Source organism: Kitasatospora sp. NPDC004272 (genome assembly GCF_053603035.1).
The window spans coordinates 1-17,739 of the sequence record NZ_JBSGET010000078.1 but is presented as its reverse complement, the minus strand read 5'-3'; the positions used below and the strand labels follow the sequence as shown (position 1 = coordinate 17,739).

Annotated in this window: 15 protein-coding genes; 10 read left to right on the top strand and 5 right to left on the bottom strand. The window is 74.5% G+C overall.

The genetic code is table 11. From position 1 onward, the window contains the following. Window positions 1–79 precede the first annotated feature (79 nt). On the top strand, window positions 80–1,273 hold the full coding sequence (locus tag ACWEO5_RS23180) for an RtcB family protein (protein ID WP_452164201.1): 1,194 nt from the start codon (window positions 80–82) through the stop codon (window positions 1,271–1,273). Between the two features lie 7 nt (window positions 1,274–1,280). Here ACWEO5_RS23180 and ACWEO5_RS23175 read toward each other — a convergent pair whose 3' ends face one another. Then, on the bottom strand, window positions 1,281–1,907 hold the full coding sequence (locus ACWEO5_RS23175) for a TetR/AcrR family transcriptional regulator (RefSeq protein ID WP_452164200.1): 627 nt from the start codon (window positions 1,905–1,907) through the stop codon (window positions 1,281–1,283). 80 nt (window positions 1,908–1,987) lie between these two features. On the opposite strand from ACWEO5_RS23175, the gene ACWEO5_RS23170 reads away from it, so the two are divergent. Beyond that, window positions 1,988–3,199, top strand: a complete 1,212-nt coding sequence (locus ACWEO5_RS23170; protein WP_452164199.1) for an MFS transporter — start codon at window positions 1,988–1,990, stop codon at window positions 3,197–3,199. A 205-nt stretch (window positions 3,200–3,404) separates the two neighbouring features. Here ACWEO5_RS23170 and ACWEO5_RS23165 read toward each other — a convergent pair whose 3' ends face one another. Beyond that, window positions 3,405–3,683, bottom strand: coding sequence for an HPr family phosphocarrier protein (locus tag ACWEO5_RS23165; RefSeq protein ID WP_452164198.1), 279 nt, complete (start codon window positions 3,681–3,683; stop codon window positions 3,405–3,407). Window positions 3,684–3,846: 163 nt separating this feature from the next. Between ACWEO5_RS23165 and ACWEO5_RS23160 the strand changes: the two genes are divergently transcribed. The 5 genes from ACWEO5_RS23160 (at window position 3,847) to ACWEO5_RS23140 (ending at window position 10,081) form a co-directional block, all read left to right on the top strand. Beyond that, window positions 3,847–6,621 (top strand): bifunctional acetate--CoA ligase family protein/GNAT family N-acetyltransferase, encoded by a 2,775-nt coding sequence (locus tag ACWEO5_RS23160; RefSeq protein WP_452164197.1) that lies wholly within the window; start codon window positions 3,847–3,849, stop codon window positions 6,619–6,621. A gap of 111 nt (window positions 6,622–6,732) precedes the next feature. Continuing rightward, entirely contained in the window at window positions 6,733–7,317 is a 585-nt protein-coding gene (locus ACWEO5_RS23155; protein WP_014138494.1) for a DUF5998 family protein, read from the top strand. A gap of 5 nt (window positions 7,318–7,322) precedes the next feature. Further along, a complete protein-coding gene (locus ACWEO5_RS23150; RefSeq protein ID WP_452164196.1) occupies window positions 7,323–8,480 on the top strand; it encodes an alkaline phosphatase family protein in 1,158 nt (385 codons plus the stop codon). Window positions 8,481–8,523: 43 nt separating this feature from the next. Beyond that, window positions 8,524–9,171 carry a thymidine kinase gene (locus tag ACWEO5_RS23145; RefSeq protein WP_344552601.1) on the top strand — a complete coding sequence of 216 codons (648 nt, stop codon included), beginning with the start codon at window positions 8,524–8,526 and terminating at the stop codon, window positions 9,169–9,171. 85 nt (window positions 9,172–9,256) lie between these two features. After that, window positions 9,257–10,081, top strand: a complete 825-nt coding sequence (locus ACWEO5_RS23140; protein WP_452164195.1) for a sulfurtransferase — start codon at window positions 9,257–9,259, stop codon at window positions 10,079–10,081. Between the two features lie 219 nt (window positions 10,082–10,300). Here the strand turns inward: ACWEO5_RS23140 and sepH are convergent, their stop codons facing one another. Continuing rightward, window positions 10,301–11,386: a septation protein SepH gene (gene sepH / locus ACWEO5_RS23135; protein WP_452164194.1), complete on the bottom strand. Its 1,086-nt coding sequence runs from the start codon at window positions 11,384–11,386 to the stop codon at window positions 10,301–10,303. Window positions 11,387–11,824: 438 nt separating this feature from the next. On the opposite strand from sepH, the gene ACWEO5_RS23130 reads away from it, so the two are divergent. Further along, window positions 11,825–12,640, top strand: coding sequence for a hypothetical protein (locus tag ACWEO5_RS23130; protein WP_452164193.1), 816 nt, complete (start codon window positions 11,825–11,827; stop codon window positions 12,638–12,640). A gap of 24 nt (window positions 12,641–12,664) precedes the next feature. Here the strand turns inward: ACWEO5_RS23130 and ACWEO5_RS23125 are convergent, their stop codons facing one another. Further along, window positions 12,665–13,966: a D-arabinono-1,4-lactone oxidase gene (locus tag ACWEO5_RS23125; protein ID WP_452164192.1), complete on the bottom strand. Its 1,302-nt coding sequence runs from the start codon at window positions 13,964–13,966 to the stop codon at window positions 12,665–12,667. A 124-nt stretch (window positions 13,967–14,090) separates the two neighbouring features. Continuing rightward, window positions 14,091–15,335 (bottom strand): MFS transporter, encoded by a 1,245-nt coding sequence (locus ACWEO5_RS23120; protein WP_344552595.1) that lies wholly within the window; start codon window positions 15,333–15,335, stop codon window positions 14,091–14,093. A gap of 237 nt (window positions 15,336–15,572) precedes the next feature. Between ACWEO5_RS23120 and ACWEO5_RS23115 the strand changes: the two genes are divergently transcribed. Together ACWEO5_RS23115 and ACWEO5_RS23110 are read left to right on the top strand one after the other, a co-directional pair. Continuing rightward, entirely contained in the window at window positions 15,573–16,739 is a 1,167-nt protein-coding gene (locus ACWEO5_RS23115) for a ferrochelatase (RefSeq protein ID WP_452164191.1), read from the top strand. Continuing rightward, window positions 16,736–17,536: an inositol monophosphatase family protein gene (locus tag ACWEO5_RS23110; RefSeq protein WP_344552592.1), complete on the top strand. Its 801-nt coding sequence runs from the start codon at window positions 16,736–16,738 to the stop codon at window positions 17,534–17,536. The genes ACWEO5_RS23115 and ACWEO5_RS23110 overlap by 4 nt, the downstream gene beginning before the upstream one ends. Window positions 17,537–17,739: the final 203 nt, after the last annotated feature.

Here is a 17,739-nt window from a genome sequence, read left to right as displayed (position 1 = left end):
CCCCCGATCTTCCCCGCCGCCGCACCGGGCCCCTTCGTGCGGCACCGCGAACCCACCCGACCCAGGAGGTCGAACCCCCATGTCGTACACCGAGGTACCCGGCGTCCGCGTCCCGATCCGGATGTGGACCGACCCGGCCACCGTCGAGGGCCAGGCGATGCAGCAACTGCGCAACATCAGCACGCTGCCCTGGCTGCACGGCCTCGCCGTGATGCCGGACGTCCACCTGGGCAAGGGCGCGACGGTCGGCTCCGTCATCGCGATGAAGGGCGCGGTCTGCCCGGCCGCGGTCGGCGTCGACATCGGCTGCGGGATGACGGCCGTGAAGTCCTCGCTCACCGCGAAGGACCTGCCCGACGACCTGTCGCACCTGCGCCAGCGGATCGAGCGGGCCATCCCGGTCGGCCGCGGCCTGCACACCGACCCGGTCGACCCGGGCAAGCTGCACGGCCTGCGCACCGCCGGCTGGGACGACTTCTGGCAGCGCTTCGACGGCATCGCCCCCGACGTGCGCTGGCGGCGCGAGCGGGCCGCCCAGCAGATGGCCACGCTCGGCGGCGGCAACCACTTCATCGAGCTGTGCCTGGACGACGAGGGCGCGGTCTGGCTGATGCTGCACTCCGGTTCGCGCAACATCGGCAAGGAGCTCGCCGAGCACCACATGTCGATCGCCCAGGCGCTGCCGCACAACCAGGGCCTGATCGACCGGGACCTGGCGGTCTTCATCTCGGACACCCCGCAGATGGCCGCCTACCGCTCGGACCTGTTCTGGGCGCAGGAGTACGCCAAGCACAACCGGGCGCTGATGATGGCCCTGTTCCAGGACGCGGTCCGCCGCGAACTGCCCAAGGCCAAGGCCGTGTTCGGCGAGATGATCTCCTGCCACCACAACTACGTGGCCGAGGAGCGCTACGACGGCGTCGACCTGCTGGTCACCCGCAAGGGCGCGATCCGGGCCGGCTCCGGCGAGTACGGCATCATCCCGGGCTCGATGGGCACCGGCTCGTACATCGTGAAGGGCCTGGGCAACGCGGACTCGTTCAACTCGGCCTCGCACGGCGCGGGCCGGAAGATGAGCCGCAGCGCCGCCAAGAAGCGCTTCACCACGGAGGACCTGGTCGCGCAGACGGCGGGCGTCGAGTGCCGCAAGGACTCCGGCGTGGTCGACGAGATCCCCGGCGCCTACAAGTCGATCGAGAAGGTCATCGAGCAGCAGCGGGACCTGGTCGAGGTGGTCGCGCACCTCAAACAGGTGATCTGCGTGAAGGGCTGACGCGGTGTCAGTCGGCGGCGGGGCGGGCCGGCGCGAAGAGGTACCGGTCCATCATCAGCGCGGTGTCCGCCAGGATCTCCGGGTCGCCCTGCGGGTCCTCCTGGAACGCCATGCCGAGCATCCGCACGGCCACCGACACGGCCAGACCCGTCCGACGGCGGGTCTCGGCCGTGTCGGCCAGCCGGTACGAGGCCACCAGTACCTCGTGCAGGCGCTCGACGATCCGCCGGTCCACCTCGTCCCCCTCGCTCGCCAGCGCGGGGACCTTCGCCACGTGGAACCACACGTGCCGGTAGCCGGGCAGGGTCCGGAACCGGTCCGCGTACGCCTCGACCACCCGGGCGAGGAACCGCTCGGACGACGCGCAGGCGGCCACCGCCGCCGGGTCGGTGACGGCGGCCAGCAACCGCAGGTCGCCCTCCATCCAGCTGCGCTCCAGCGTTTCCAGCACCGCCTCCTTGTCCGGGAAGAACCGGTACAGCGCCCCAACGGACATCCCGGCCTCGGCCGCGATCTGCTTGGTGCTGAGCTGGTCGAACGGCACGGTGTCCAGCAGCCGGGCGGCGGTGGCCAGGATGCGGGCGAACTTCTCGCGGCTGCGCTGCTGCTGGGGCTCGCGGACCAGGGGGGACACGGCGGGCTCACTCTCCTCGTACGGTGCCGGGCGGGCGGGTGTCTTGACGCGGCGGGAAAACGTGAACGATATTTTTGTTCATGTTCTCCCGCGGCTTCCCCGTCCTCTGGGCGTCCGTCACCATATCCAGCCTCGGCAGCGGCATGCGCTTCGTCGCCCTCCCGCTGCTCGCCGTCCGCCTCACCGACGACGCCCGGCTGATCGCCCTGGTCGCCCTGGCCGGCCAGCTGCCCTCGCTGCTGCTCGCCCTCCCCGCCGGGGCCTGGGCCGACCGGTTCGACCGCCGCCGCATGCTCTTCCGAGCCGACGCCGCCCGCGCCCTCGTGGTCGGCGCGCTCGCCGTCGCGGTCGCCACCGGGACGGCCCGGATCGGCTGGCTGGTCCTGGCCGCGCTGCTGCTCGGCACCGGCGAGGTCATCTACGGCGCCGGCTGGGCCGGCATGGTCCCCACCCTGGTCCCGCCCGAGGGGCGGGCCCGGGCCAACGCCCGGATGCAGGCCGGCGCCCTGATCAGCGACACCCTGCTGGGCACCCCGCTCGGCGCGGTGCTGTTCGCCCTGGCCGCGGCGCTCCCGTTCGCCGTCGACAGCCTCTCCTTCGCCGGCGCGGCCGCCCTGGTCCTGCTGCTGCGCGGAGACTTCCGCCCCGGCCCGGCACCGGACGCCGCCGGGCCGACCCCGATGGGGCGGCAGGTCGCCGAGGCGCTGCGCTGGCTGCGCGACCGCCCCGTCCTGTTCCGGCTCTGCCTGGCCGGCGGCCTCTCGGGCGCGGTCTCCTCCGGACTGATCGCCGTCCTGGTCCTCTACACCGGCCGCGTCCAGCACCTCGGCCCCACCGGCTTCGCCCTGCTGATCGCCGCCTTCGCCGTCGGCGGCCTGCTCGGCAGCGCCCTCACCCCGCGACTGCTGCGGCGCTGGGGCGTCCGCACCACCATGGTCGCCGGAGCGCTCGGCTCGGCGGCCTGCGCGCTGCTGGTGGCGCTCGCCCCCGCCCCCGCGGTCGCGGGCCTCGGCGTCGCCGCCTACGGCCTCACCGAATTCACCTGGATGATCGCCGGACTGACCCTCCGGCAGGCCCAGGTCCCCTCCCGCCTGCTGGGCCGGGTGGCCATGGCCTACCAGCTCGTCTTCGGCGCCGCCGGCGCGGCGGGCGCCGCCCTCGCGGGCGTCCTCGCCCAGCAGTGGGGGCCCCGCGCCCCCTACTTCGTCGGCGCCGCGCTGCTCCTGGGCGTCCCGCTGCTCCTCCCGGGGGCCCGCCGCGAGGCGGCGGGGTGGGCCCTCGCGGGCAGCTGAGCGGTGGGAGCACCGTCAGGGGCCCGGGGAACGGCGGGTTCGTGCTGCCGGTGGCCGGAGCCCATCGGAGGGTCGCGCTGCTGCGTGCCTCGAACGGAACCGGAAGCCGATGCGCGCTCCGGCAGTGAACCGTGAGCAGACCGGGCCCCGCCGTTCCCCGGGCCCCTGACGGTGTGCTCCCGAGCCTCTGGCGGCGCTCTTGTTGCTAGGCGGCGGGCAGCTCGTCCAGGCCCTCCTGGACGAGCTTGGCGACGCGGTCGAGCGCGGCGTCGGCGCCGTCCGCGTCGGCGGCCAGGACGACGGTGTCGCCGCCGCCCGCGCCGAGGGCGAGCAGGCCGAGCATGGAGCCGGCGTTGACGGGGGTGCCGCCCTCCTTGGCGATGGTCATCGGGACGCCGGTGGAGGTGACGGCCTTGACGAAGACGGAGGCGGGACGGGCGTGCAGGCCCTCGGCCCAACCGATGGTGACGCGGCGCTCAGCCATGAGAGGTGCCTTTCAGGTGGTGCAGGGTGGTGCAGGGTTGTCTAGACCAGTGTTGCACGCCGTCGCACCGCGGGCTCGGTGGCGCGGGAGCGGCCGCAGGGCCAGCGTGCCGTGCCCGGCACGCCTGGCGCCACCAGGCTCGCCGACGACTACGCTGGCGGGCGTGGAGCACGAGCGCGCGCAGGCGGACAACGGGTACCCGCAGCACTGGGAGGCGGACGTCCTGCTGCGGGACGGCGGGACGGCCCGGATCCGGCCGATCACGGCGGACGACGCCGACCGCCTGGTGGAGTTCTACGAGCAGGTCTCGGACCGGTCGAAGTACTTCCGCTTCTTCGCCCCCTACCCGCAGCTGTCCGACAAGGACGTCCGCCGCTTCACCCGGCACGACTACGTGAACCGGGTCGGCCTGGCGCTGGTGGTGCGGGACAGGTTCGTCGCCACCGTCCGCTACGACCGGACCGACAAGGACGGGATGCCGTCCACCACCGGCACCGACGCCGAGGTCGCCTTCCTGGTGCAGGACGCGCACCAGGGCCGGGGCATCGCCTCCGCGCTGCTGGAGCACATCGCCGCCGTCGCGCAGGAGCGCGGCATCCGCCGGTTCACCGCCGAGGTGCTGCCGGAGAACCGGAAGATGGTGAAGGTCTTCACCGACGCCGGCTACACCCAGCGCCGCAGCTTCGCCGACGGCGTGGTGCACCTGGAGTTCGACCTGGAGCCGACCGCCGCCTCGCTGGCGGTGATGCGCGCCCGCGAGCACCGGGCCGAAGCCCGTTCCGTGCAGCGGCTGCTGACGCCCCGTTCGATCGCCGTGGTCGGCGTCTCGCGCAACCCGCAGTCGGTCGGCCGGGCGCTGCTGCGCGACGTCCGCTCCGGCTTCGACGGCCCGGTGTACGCGGTGAACCGGGACGCCGAGCCGGGCACCGTGCTGGAGGGCGTGCCGACCCACCGCTCGGTGCTGGACGTCCCCGGGCCGGTGGACCTCGCGGTGATCGCGGTGCCCGAGCCGTCCGTCCCCGGCACGGTCGCCGAGTGCGGGGCGCACGGCGTGCAGGGCCTGGTGGTGGTGAGCGCCGGGTACGCGGAGACCGGGCCGGACGGGCGGGACAAGCAGCGCGCGCTGGTGCGGCAGGCCCGGGCGGCCGGCATGCGGGTGATCGGCCCGAACGCGTTCGGCCTGCTCAACACCGACCCCGGGCACCGGCTGAACGCCTCGCTGGCCCCCGTGCTGCCCGAGCGCGGCCCGTTCGGCGTGTTCTGCCAGTCCGGGGCGATCGGGGTGGCCCTGCTGGAGGCCGCGCACCGGCGCGGGATGGGCGTCTCCTCGTTCGCCTCGGTCGGCAACCGGGCCGACGTCTCCGGCAACGACCTGCTGCAGTACTGGGAGGAGGACGACGCCACCGAGGTGGTGCTGCTCTACCTGGAGTCCTTCGGCAACCCGCGCAAGTTCACCCGGATCGCCCGCCGGCTGGCCGCCGCCAAGCCGGTGGTGGTGCTCAAGGGCGCCCGGCACACCGGCAGCCTGCCGCCCGGCCACGCCGTCCAGCCCGCCGCGACCCGGCTGCGCGACGCCACCGTGGACGCCCTGTTCCAACAGGCCGGCGTGATCCGGGTCGACACCATCACCGAACTCTTCGACACCGGCGAACTGCTCGCCGGACAACCGCTGCCGCGGGGCAACCGGATCGCCGTCGTCGGGAACTCCGACTCGCTCGGCCTGCTCACCTACGACACCTGCCTGAGCGCCGGACTGCGCCCCCGCACCCCCGTCGACCTGACCACCGGCGCCACCGGCGAGAACTTCCGGATCGCCCTGGACACCGCGCTCGCCGACCCGGGCACCGACGCGGTGATCGCCGTCGCCATCCCGCCGATCGGCGTGCAGGGCGCCGGCGCCGCCCCCGAACTCGTCGAGGACGAGCCGGAGATCGCCCGGGCCCTGCTGGACGCGGCCGCCCGCGGCCGGGAACTCGGCAAGCCGCTGCTGCTCGCCCACCTCGCGCTGCCCGCACTGGTCGCCCGGCTGCGCGCCGGGGGAGTGCCCGCCTACCCGGCCCCCGAGCGGGCCGTGCACGCGCTGGCCGACGCCGTCCGCTACGCGAAGTGGCGCCGCCGCAGCGCGGAGGCCGAGGAGACCGCCCGGGTCCCCGAACTGGACGGCGTCGACGAGAACGCCGCCCGCGCCCTGGTCGAGCGGGCGCTCAGCAGCCGGGAGGCGGTCGCCGCCCGGCTGCAGGCCGGCGGCGCCCGGGTCACCCTGCCCGACGCCGAGGCCGCCGAACTGCTCGGCCACTACGGCATCCCGGTCAGCCCGACGCTGCCCGCCCCCGACGAGGCGAGCGCCGTCAAGGCCGCCGCCGCCCTGGGCTACCCCGTCGCCCTGAAGGCCACCGCCGAGCACCTGCGGCACCGCCCCGACCTGGGCAGCGTCCGGCTCGACCTGACCGGCGAGGCCGAACTGCGCCGCGCCCACCGCGAACTGGACGCGCTGCTGGGCGGCGCCGGGCAGGCCGAACTGGTGGTCCAGCGGCTCGCCCCGCGCGGCGTGGACACCGTGATCGGTGCGGCCGTCGACCCGGCCGTCGGCACCATCCTGTCCTTCGGCCTCTCCGGCGCCCCCGCCGAACTGCTCGGCGACGTCTCCCACCGCCTCGTCCCGGCCACCGACCGGGACGTTGCCGAGCTGATCCGCGAAGTGCGGGCCGCCCCGCTGCTGTTCGGCTGGCGCGGCGCCGAGGCGGTGGACACCGACGCGCTGGAGGAGGTGCTGCTGCGGGTCTCCAGCCTCGTCGACGACCTGCCCGAGGTCGCCTCGGTCGACCTGGAGCCCGTCGTGGTGGCCCCGCACGGCCTGGCGGTGCTCGGCGCCCGGGTCCGGATCGCCCCGCTGCCGGTCCGCACCGATCTGGGGCCGCGCGCCATGAGCACGCTGTAATCTTGCGTGGTTGCCCGCTCGGCAGGACCGGGCGGCCCCCGGAGCGGTGAAGGCCGGGCGACCCGGCGCAGTGCCACCCGCCGCAGCGGCGGGACATGCCAGGATGGAGATATGGCGAAGACCGGTACCACCACGCAGGACCTGCGGTCCGCGATCGAGCGCAGCGGCTACTACCCGGCGCTGGTCTCCGAGGCGGTGGAGTCCGCGGTGGGCCCCGAGCCGATCACCTCGTACCTGGTGCACCAGGAGACCACCTTCGACGCCAACGAGGTCCGCCGGCACGTCACCGTGCTGGTGCTCACCGCGTCCCGCTTCGTGGTCAGCCACACCGACGAGCAGAACGGCGACGCGGCCACCCCCGTCCCGTACGCCACCACCTCCACCGAGACGGTCCGCCTCGACCGGATCACCTCCGTCGTGGTCAGCCGGATGGTCGCCAACCCCGAGACGTACACCCCCGGCACCCCGCCGCGCGAGGTCGTCCTCACCATCGGCTGGGGCGCCGTGCAGCGCCTCGACCTGGAGCCGGCCGGCTGCTCCGACCCGAACTGCGACGCCGACCACGGCTACACCGGCTCCGCCACCGCCGACGACCTGTCGCTGCGGGTCAGCGAGGCCGGGGACGGACCGGAGACGGTCGCCCAGGCGCTGGTGTTCGCCCGGGCGCTGTCCGAGGCGACCGTGGCCAACGGCTGACCGGCATGCACCACGAGGACCATTTCGACCCGCTCGACCCGGCCGACGCCCCCGCCCCGCGCTACGGCTGCGCCTCGCTCTCCGACCTGCTGCCCACCCTCGCGGCGGGCCTCGGCGTGCCCGGCTACCGCCCCGCGCTGCCGCTCGAACCCGCCGACCGGGTCTGCGTGTTCCTGGTCGACGGCCTCGGCTGGGAGCTGATCCGGGCCAACCCCGACTGGGCGCCCTTCCTCAACTCGCTGACCGCCGGGCACGCCCCGATCACCGCCGGCTTCCCGTCCACCACCGCCACCTCGCTGGCCTCGGTCGGCACCGGCCTGCCGCCCGGGCAGCACGGCCTGGCCGGGTACACGGTGATGATCCCGGAGAGCGGCCGGCTGATGAACCAGCTGCGCTGGAACCCGCCGGTCGACCCGCACGCCTGGCAGCCGTACCCCACCGTCTTCGAACGGGCCCACCAGGCCGGGGTGGCCACCGCCCAGGTTTCCTCCCCGCTGTTCGCCTCCACCCCGCTGACCCAGGTCGCGCTCTCCGGCGGCACCTTCCTCGGCCGCACCACCGGCGAGGAGCGCATCGACCGGGCCGCCGCCTGGCTGGCCGAGCACGACCGCGCCCTGGTCTACACGTACCTGAGCGAACTCGACGCCGCCGGGCACCGGTTCGGCGTCGCCTCCGACGAGTGGCGGCTCACCCTCTTCACGGTCGACCGCCTCGCCCGCCGCTTCGCCGAGCAGCTCCCGCCGCGCTCCGCGCTGTACGTCACCGCGGACCACGGCATGATCGACATCGCCCCGGAGAACCGGATCGACTTCGACGACGACTGGGAGCTGTCGGCCGGCGTCGCCCTGCTCGGCGGCGAGGGCCGGGCCCGCCACGTCTACGCCCACCCCGGCGCGGCCGCCGACGTGCACGCCGTGTGGAGCGAGGTGCTCGGCGAGCAGATGTGGGTCGCCACCCGCGAACAGGCCGTCGCCGCGGGCTGGTTCGGCCCCTCGGTGGACGAGCGGGTGCTGCCCCGGATCGGCGACGTGGTCGCCGCCGCCCGCGACGACATCGCGATCATCGCGACCCGCAGCGAGCCCGGCGAGTCCCAGATGGTCGGCCTGCACGGCTCGATGACCCCCGTCGAACAGCTCGTGCCGCTGCTCGAAGTCCGCGGCTGAGCCCGCCCGTTGACCCCCTCGCCCGAAAGGCTGCTGCCCACCCATGGCTGAACTGGTGTTCTTCTCGGGCACGATGGACTGCGGCAAGTCGACGCTCGCCCTCCAGATGGACCACAACCACGCGGCCCGCGGCCGCCAGGGCATCATCTTCACCCGCCACGACCGGGCCGGCACCGCCACCATCTCCAGCCGCCTCGGCCTGCGCGCCGACGCCGTCGAGGTCGGCGACGACTTCGAGTTCCAGGCGTACGTCGTCCACCTGCTCTCGGCCGGCGGCAAGGTCGACTACCTGATCTGCGACGAGGCACAGTTCTTCTCCGCCGCACAGATCGATCAACTCGCCCGGATCGTCGACGAGTTGGGAATCGATGTGTTCACCTTCGGGATCACCACCGACTTCCGCACCAAGCTCTTCCCCGGCTCCCAGCGGCTGATCGAGCTCGCCGACCGGGTCGAGGTCCTCCAGGTCGAGGCGCTCTGCTGGTGCGGCGCCCGGGCCACCCACAACGCCCGCACCGTCGGCGGCGTCATGGTCGTCGAGGGCGCGCAGGTCGTGGTCGGGGACGTCGCCGTCAACGAGGACGAGATCGGCTACGAGGTGCTCTGCCGCCGGCACCACCGCCGCCGCCTCACCGCCGCCACCTCCCGCGCCGCGGTCCTCTCCCCGGACGTCCTCCCCTTCGAGGGCTGAGCGTCCTGCGGGGGAGAACGTTTCACCGGGTGACGCGATCGCCGAGCCCGCCCCGACGGCCGCCCCCGCACGCCACAATGGCGGCATGACCTCGCCCCTGATCACCGTCGCCGAACTCGCCGACGCGCTCGGCACCGAGCACCCGCCCGTCCTGCTCGACATCCGCTGGGCGCTCGGCGGCCCGCCCGGAGCCGAGGAGTACGCCAAGGGCCACCTGCCCGGCGCGCACTACGTCGACCTCGACCGCGAACTCGCCGACCCGCCCGGCCCGGCCGGCCGCCACCCGCTGCCCGACCCCGAGCGCCTGGCCACCGCCCTGCGCCGGGCCGGCGTCACCGCCGACCGCCCCGTCGTCGCCTACGACGCGGGGCCCGCGCTCTCCGCCGCCCGCGCCTGGTGGCTGCTGCGCTGGGCCGGCCACGGCGACGTCCGCGTCCTCGACGGCGGACTCGCCGCCTGGACCGCCGCCGGGCACCCGCTCAGCACCGAGACCCCGGCCCCCGGTGACGGCGACTTCAAGGTCGAGCCCGGCCACCTGCCCACCGTCGACGCGAGCGGTGCGGCCGAACTCGCCCGCACCGGCCTGCTGCTCGACGCCCGGGCCGGCGAGCGCTACCGCGGCGAGACCGAACCGATCGACCCCCGGGCCGGCCACATCCCCGGCGCCGCCTCCGCCCCCACCACCGAGAACCTGGCCGCCGACGGCCGCTTCCTGCCCCCGGCGGCGCTCGTCGAGCGGTTCGCCGCGCTCCACCTCACCGACCCGGCCCGCACCGCCGTCTACTGCGGCTCCGGCGTCACCGCCGCCCACCAGATCCTCGCCCTCGCCCTGGCCGGCCACGAGGGCGTCGCGCTCTACCCGGGCTCCTGGAGCGAGTGGTCCGCGAACCCGGACAACCCCGTGGAGTGAGGGGAGACCCGCCGGGGCCCGGGCAAGAACGGCGGAACGCGCATTCAGGGGCCCGGGGAACGGCGGGTCGATGCTGCTGCCGGCCGGAGCCCATCGGAGGTCCGTGCTGCTGCGTGCCGCAAACGGAACCGGAAGCCGATGCGCGCTCCGGCAGTGCACCGTCAGCGGACCCGGGCTCGCCGTTCCCCGAGCCCCTGGCGGTGCCCTCCGGCGAAGCCGTTATTCGGGCTTCTTGCGGCGCGACCCGAAGACGATCTCGTCCCAGCTCGGCACCGTCGCCCGGCGCCCCGGGCGGACGCCGTCCGCCTCGGCCTGGCGGTCGGTGGTGCCGACCAGGCGGTCCCGGTGCGGGGCGACCGAGCGCGGCATCAGGATGTCCGCGTACGCGGAGCCCGCGCCGACGCTCGCGGCGGGGGCCGCCGTCTCCTCGATCTCCTCGGGCTCCTCGGTGACCGCGGTCTCCACGCTCGGACCGACCGGGGTCAGGTCGCCGCGGTAGGAGGGGACCACGTCCAGCAGGCTGGTGAGGGAGTCCCGCTCGGGGACGGCCGCCGTGGCGGCCGCGGCCGTGGCCTCGCGCGCCTCGCGGACCTGCATGATCCGGTCGGCGGAGGGGCGCTCGATCATCGGGCGGGCCGGGCGCTCGTGGGGGAGCCGGGCGATCCGCGGGATGAACGGGAAGACCGAGTCCTCCTCGCGCTCGACGTTCTCGCCGATCAGCGCGCGGGCCTCGTCGTCGTTGGGCTGGACCAGCCGCCGCGGCGGGTCGTAGGACCAGGCGGCCCGCCGGTGCTCGCCCTCCGCGCGGTACCAGAGGACGACCTCCCAGGTGCCGTCGTCGCGGCGCCAGGAGTCCCAGCGCTCGGTGTCCTTCTCGGCGCCGCGCAGCGCGAGGCGCTCGGCGACGGCCTCGCCGAGCTGCGGGCCGGTGGACTCGCCGTGCCGGCGGATCGCCGTCTTGCGGGCCCGCTCGGCCATGAAGGCGCGCTCGGCGAGCACCGGGCCCTCGAAGCGGCGGACGCGTTCCACCGAGATGCCGGCGGCCTGGGCGACCTCCTCAGCGGAGGCACCGGCTCGTATCCGCGCCTGGATGTCACGGGGACGGAGGTGGCTCTCCACCTCGATCTCGATCTGGCCGAGCCGCGGGCGGTCACCCCGGACGGCGGCGCGCAGCCGCTCGTCGATCGGCAGGGTGTACTCCGTGCTGTCGGCAGCCTTGAGCACCAGCCGTGTGCCGTCGTTGCTGACGGCCACGACGCGCAGTTCGGGCACGGTTACCTCCCGGGTGGTGCCTGCCGACGTCACCTGCGTCGCTGCTCCCGTACTGAGTGTGGCCTGCCCGCTGGCGAGTGGCCACAACCTTGCAGAGTTACCCGGCGTGTCGGGCTTTCACCCGGGCGCGCCGCTGTGGCACGGTTGCCTGTTTGCCACGTCGACGGTCGACATCGCACCCGGGCGCCCGATCCAGTCGTCTGACGGTTCGTCGACAACGAGTCCGAAGGCTCAGGCTCCACGAACAGTACTCCATTCGTGGCATCCGGAGGGGCGGCTCGCCGCTCAAGTCTCCCGCGAATCACCGGAATCTCAAGACCGGGCACCCCATTGACCCGCCGACGATCAACGGACGGTGATCATCTTCACATATATCGACCGGCGAGAACCGGATTTTCGACCCTTGTGTCCTTCTTTGGGCAAGATGGAGAGGCTTGTTCGAAATTCCGACACACCGACCGAGGGACAGGGATGCCGCAGCGGAGCCAGCAGTTCGCGCACGGACCGGACCGGGCCGAGCAGGAGACGGGACGCAGACGGCTCGACCTGACGGCCGCTCAGGTGGCGGCGAGCGCCATGGCGGCGGTGGCCGGTGCGGTACTCGCTTCGGAACTCGGAGTGTACGGAACGATACTCGGTGCGGCCGTCGTCTCGGTGGGGGCGACCATCGGAAGCGCGCTCTTCCAGCACCTCTTCAAACGCACCGGGGAACAACTGCGCAACGCGGTGGAACGCGGCACCGAATCCACTCCCGCCGCGCGCCCGAAGCCCGCTCCGGCGAACGGAATCAGCCGGGACTGGAACGCCCCCCGGGTGCTGCGCGCGAAACGCCGCTGGACGTGGAAGTCGTACGCGGCGGTCTCCGGGCTGGTGTTCGTGCTCGCGATGGTGCCGATCGTCGCGGTGGAACTCGCGGCCGGGAAGCCGATGCACGACATCACCACCGGACAGGACGGCGGCGGCACCTCGTTCAACCCCTCGCGGCCGTCCGGCGACCGGCAGCCGGAGGACGGCGACCGGGGGTCGGAGGACGGGGACCGGGGCGGCACGCCGTCCGCCGGGCCGTCCGCCGGGCCGTTCCCGTCCGGCGACCCGGCCTCGCCGTCCGCCGTCCCCCCGACGGTGCCGGGCGGTTCGGCCGAGCCGTCCGGGGCGGCGTCCGCGCAGCCCTCGCCGAGCGGCCCGGCCCAGCCGTCCGGGCAGGCCCCGGCGAGCGGGGCGCCCGCGCCGTCCGCCACCCCGGACGCGCAGGACGCGCGGCCCGGGTCGGCGCAGCCGTCCGGCTGACGGGGCGGCGGCGGGCCGGGAGGGTCAGGCGCCCAGCACCCGGCGCAGGTAGTCGTTGGCGAACCGGCGCTCCGGGTCGACCTTGTCGCGCAGCGCCGTGAAGTCGGCGAAGTGCGGGTAGACCGAGGAGAGGTACTCGGCGTCCCGGGTGTGCAGCTTGCCCCAGTGCGGGCGCCCCCGGTGGGCGGCCATCAGCTTCTCCACCTCGGTGAAGTAGGACAGTTCGCGGGTGCCCCGGTACAGGTGGACGGCGATGTACGCGCTGTCCCGCCCGCTCGCGGTGGACAGCCACAGGTCGTCCGCCGGGGCCACCCGCACCTCCACCGGGAAGCTGATCCGCCAGTCCGAGCGCTCGACCAGCGCCTTCAGTTCGCGCAGCACCTCGGTCGCCGCCTCGCGCGGCACCGCGTACTCCATCTCTATGAAGCGCACCTTGCGCGGGCTGGTGTAGACCTTGTACGCCTGGTCGGTGAACCGGCGCTCCGACCAGGCCCGGCTGGCGACCTTGGCGATGGCCGGGATCGTGCCGGGGAGCGCGCGGCCCACCCGGCAGGCGCCCTCCCACACCGTGTTGGACAGGAAGTCGTCGTCCAGCCACGCCTTGAACTTCGGCAGCGGCTCGGCCGGGCCCTGGCTGCGGTTGTTCCGCTTGGTCGAGCAGCGGTCGGTGTGCGGGAACCAGTAGAACTCGAAGTGCTCGTTGACGGCCGTCAGGTCGTCGAAGGAGTGCAGCACCTCGTCGAAGCCCATCGGCTTCTCGTGCGCGCTCAGCAGGAACATCGGCTCCACCGCGAAGGTCAGCGCGCTCACCACGCCCAGCGCGCCCAGGCCCAGCCGCGCGCCCTGGAACAGCTCCGGGTCCTCGGTCGCCGAGCAGGTCCGCACCGAGCCGTCCGCGAGGACGATCTCGACCGCCTCGATCTGCGCCGCGAGCGAGCCGGAGTCCCGGCCGGTGCCGTGCGTGCCGGTGCTGGTCGCGCCCGCGACGGTCTGCACCTCGATGTCGCCCATGTTCGTCAGCGAGAGGCCGGCGGCCGCGAGCAGGCGGTTCAGCTTGTGCAGCGGCAGACCCGACTCGACGGTGACCGTCCCGGCGGCGCGGTCGATCGAGCGGACGGCGGTCAGGCGGTCCGGGCGCACCAGCACCGCGTCCCCGGCGGCCGCGATCGCCGTGAACGAGTGCCCCGACCCGACCGCCTTCACCGGCAGCCCGGCCCGGCCGGCGGCGACCACCGCCGCCGAGAGCTCCTCCACCGAGCCCGGCGCCACCACCCGCGCGGGCCGCGCGCTCTGGTTCCCCGCCCAGTTCCGCCAGACCTCGGTCATCTCCAGAGCCTCCCGCTCGTGCGCGTCCTACCTTCCGGTTCTACCGGTGGGTACGGGGAGCGTAGTCACAACGAACGCGCAGGTCTACGGGCGGGAGAGCCCCTGATTTCGCTTCCCGCCGTTCTCAGCGGGCCGCTGCCGGCACCGCGGGTGCCCGCACGGCCGCGAGCTGCTCGCGCAGGCGGGGGCGCCCCGCGTAGGCGGCGGTCGCGGCGAGGAGGGCGGCCGCCAGCGGGACCCAGTAGCCGTGGGGGCTGCCGGCGGCGTCGACGACGATGCCGGCGGCGGAGGAGCCGACGGCGACGCCGAGGGCGAGGCCGGTGGTGGTCCAGGTCATGCCCTCGGTGAGCCGGGCAGCGGGGACCAGCCGTTCGACCAGGGCCATGGCGGTGATCAGGGTGGGGGAGATGGCCAGGCCGGAGAGGAAGAGCGCGGCGCCGACGCCCACCAGGGCCGCGGTGCCGTGCAGCAGTTGCGCGGCGACTACGAGCGGGGCCATCCCGAGGGCCATCACGCCGACGCCGGCCAGGAAGCGGCGGTCCATCGTGCCGGTGAACTTCAGCGCGCCGAACACCGCCCCGGCCAGGCAGGAGCCGAGCGCGTACACGGCCAGGACGTAGCCGGAGGCGGCGGGGTGCCCCTGGGCCTTGGCGAAGGCGACGGTGACCACCTCTACGGAGCCGAAGACCACGCCGATCGCGCCGAGCGTCAGGATCAGGGTCTGCAGGCCCTTGTCGCGCACCACGGAGCCGTCGGCCCGGTGCTCGACCGGATGGGCGGGCGGCTCGGTGCGGCGCTGGGCGGTGAACAGCAGGACGCCGACGACCAGGAAGACCCCGGCGAGCAGCAGACCGGACTCGGGGAACAGCGAGGTGGCCAGGGTGGCGGCCAGGATCGGGCCGACGATGAAGCAGATCTCGTCCGCGACGGCCTCGAAGGAGTACGCGGTGTGCAGCTTGGGCGGCTCGTCCCGGTAGAGGTGGGCCCAGCGGGCGCGGACCATCGAGCCGGTGCTCGGCATCGTGCCCATGCCGGCGGCGAAGACGAACAGCGTCCAGTCGGGCAGGCCGTAGTGGGCGCCGAGCAGCAGGCCGGCGGCGGAGAGCACGGTGACGGCGGTGGCGGGGAGGGCGATCCGGCGCTGCCCGTACCGGTCGACCAGGCGGGAGATCCGGGGGCCGAGCAGCGCCGCGGAGACGGCGAGGAAGGCGGAGAGCAGCCCGCCGAGCCAGAAGGAGTCCTTGATCTCGCCGAGCATCGTGACGATGCCGATCCCGGTCATCGAGATCGGCAGGCGGGCGATCAGCCCGGTGAAGGAGAAGGCCAGGGAGCCGGGGGCGGCGAACACCTGGCGGTAGCTGGACAGCACGGGGGGCGGCTCCGTCGGACGTCGTGGGGGTCGGGTGGGGCGGGCGGCGGGTGGACGGGGAGTCCGATGGGTGGGGGACGCAACCATCGGTAATGCGCGACCACGGTGCACACAGCTTACGAAGTGGGGTCGATCGTCCGCATCCGGGTTGTTCGCGGACAAGCCGGGCGCCGGGCGGGCGCCGCACCGGGCCGCCCGTGCACCGGACGGCCCGTTCCGGGTGGCAGGATCGGAGCCATGTCCGACACGCGCACCCCCAGCCCGACCGACCCCGCGCCGTACGACGCGCTGCTGCTGCTGTCCTTCGGCGGGCCGGAGGGCCCCGAGGACGTGGTGCCCTTCCTGGAGAACGTCACCCGGGGGCGGGGCATCCCGAAGGAGCGGCTGACCGAGGTCGGCAAGCACTACTTCCTGTTCGGCGGGGTCAGCCCGATCAACGAGCAGAACCGCGAACTGCTGGCCGCGCTGCGCAAGGACTTCGCCGACGCGGGCCTGGACCTGCCGGTGTACTGGGGCAACCGGAACTGGGCCCCGTACCTGGTGGACACCCTGCGGGAGATCGCCGACCACGGGCACCGCCGGGTGCTGGTGCTGGCCACCAGCGCCTACGCCGGGTACTCGGGCTGCCGGCAGTACCGGGAGAACCTGGCCGACGCGCTGGCGCAGCTGGCCGCCGAGGGGCGCCCGGAGCTGACCGTGGACAAGCTGCGGCACTTCTACAACCACCCCGGCTTCGTCGAGCCGATGGTCGACGCCACCCTCAGCGCGCTCGCCGGACTCCCGGACGGGGTGCGGGACGCCGCCCGGCTGGCGTTCACCACGCACTCGATCCCGACCGCGATGGCCGAGACCTCCGGCGCCCCCGACGACCCGGCCCGCGGCACCCCCGGCGGCGCGTACGTCGCCCAGCACCTGGAGGTGGCCCGGCTGGTCGCCGCCGCGGTGGCCGAGCGCACCGGCGTCGCCGACCGCCCCTGGGAGCTGGTCTACCAGAGCCGCTCCGGCGCTCCGCACGTCCCGTGGCTGGAACCGGACGTCTGCGACCACCTGGCGGCGCAGCACGCGGACGGCGCCGCGGCCGTGGTCATGGTGCCGATCGGCTTCGTCTCCGACCACATGGAGGTCAAGTACGACCTGGACACCGAGGCGGTGGCCAGGGCCGCCGAACTCGGCCTGCCGGTCGCCCGGGCCGCCACCGTCGGCGCCGACCCGCGGTTCGCCGCCGCCGTCCGGGAGTTGGTGCTGGAGCGGGCCGCCGCCCGGCGCGGCGAGCCGGTCACCCGGTGCGCCCTGGGCGCCCTCGGCCCCAGCCACGACCTGTGCCCCGCCGCCTGCTGCCCCAACCCGCGCGCCCCCCGCCCCGCCGCCGCCGAAGCCCGAGACCCGAAGGACCGAGACCAGTGACCGACGACCTGCTGCAGGAACTCCTCGCCACCGCCGTCGAGGCCGCCACCCGGGCCGGTGCGCTGCTCCGCGACGGCCGGCCCGCGGACCTCGGGGTGGCCGCCACCAAGAGCAGCCCGGTGGACGTGGTGACCGAGATGGACCTGGCCTCCGAAAAGCTGGTGCTGGAGCTGATCTCCGCCCGCCGCCCGGACGACGGCTACCTCGGCGAGGAGGGCGCCGACCGCCCCGGCACCAGCGGGGTGCGCTGGGTGGTCGACCCGCTCGACGGCACCGTCAACTACCTGTACGGGCTGCCCTCCTGGGCGGTCAGCGTGGCCGCCGAGCTGGACGGCGAGGCGGTCGTGGGCGTGGTCTTCGTGCCCGCCCGGAACGAGCTGTTCCGGGCCGTGCGCGGCGGCGGCGCGTACCTGGACGACCGCCCGCTGGCGGTCCGGCCGGCCCCGGACTGGGGGCGGGCGCTGGTGGCCACCGGCTTCGGCTACCTGCGCGAGCGGCGGGTGCGCCAGGCCGAGGTGCTGCACGCGCTGATGGGCGAGGTGCGCGACGTGCGGCGCGGCGGCGCGGCCGCCGTCGACCTGTGCGACCTGGCGGCCGGCCGGTTCGACGGCTACTACGAGCGCGGCCTGGCCCCCTGGGACCGCGCCGCGGGCCTGCTGATCGCCGCCGAGGCCGGCGCGCTCACCGGCTCCCGGCCCGGCCTGCCCGCCGACGGCGAGCTGACGATCGCCGCCCCGCCCGGCGTGTTCGAGCCGCTGCAGGCCCGGCTGGAGGAGCTCGGCGCCTGGCACGACTGACCGCCCGCGACCGGCCGCCCCCGCTCGGGGCGGCCGGTCGCGGACAGTGAGGAGCCCCGGACCGGGGAACCGGGCCGGGGCTCTCGGGCGGTGCGTGACGGGGAGCGGTCAGAAAGTGTGGGGTAATTAGCTGATTACTGATCGTTGAGGTCGTCGGCGAGGCGGCGTGCTGCTTCGGTCTCGATGGGGCCGCGTGGCTCGAT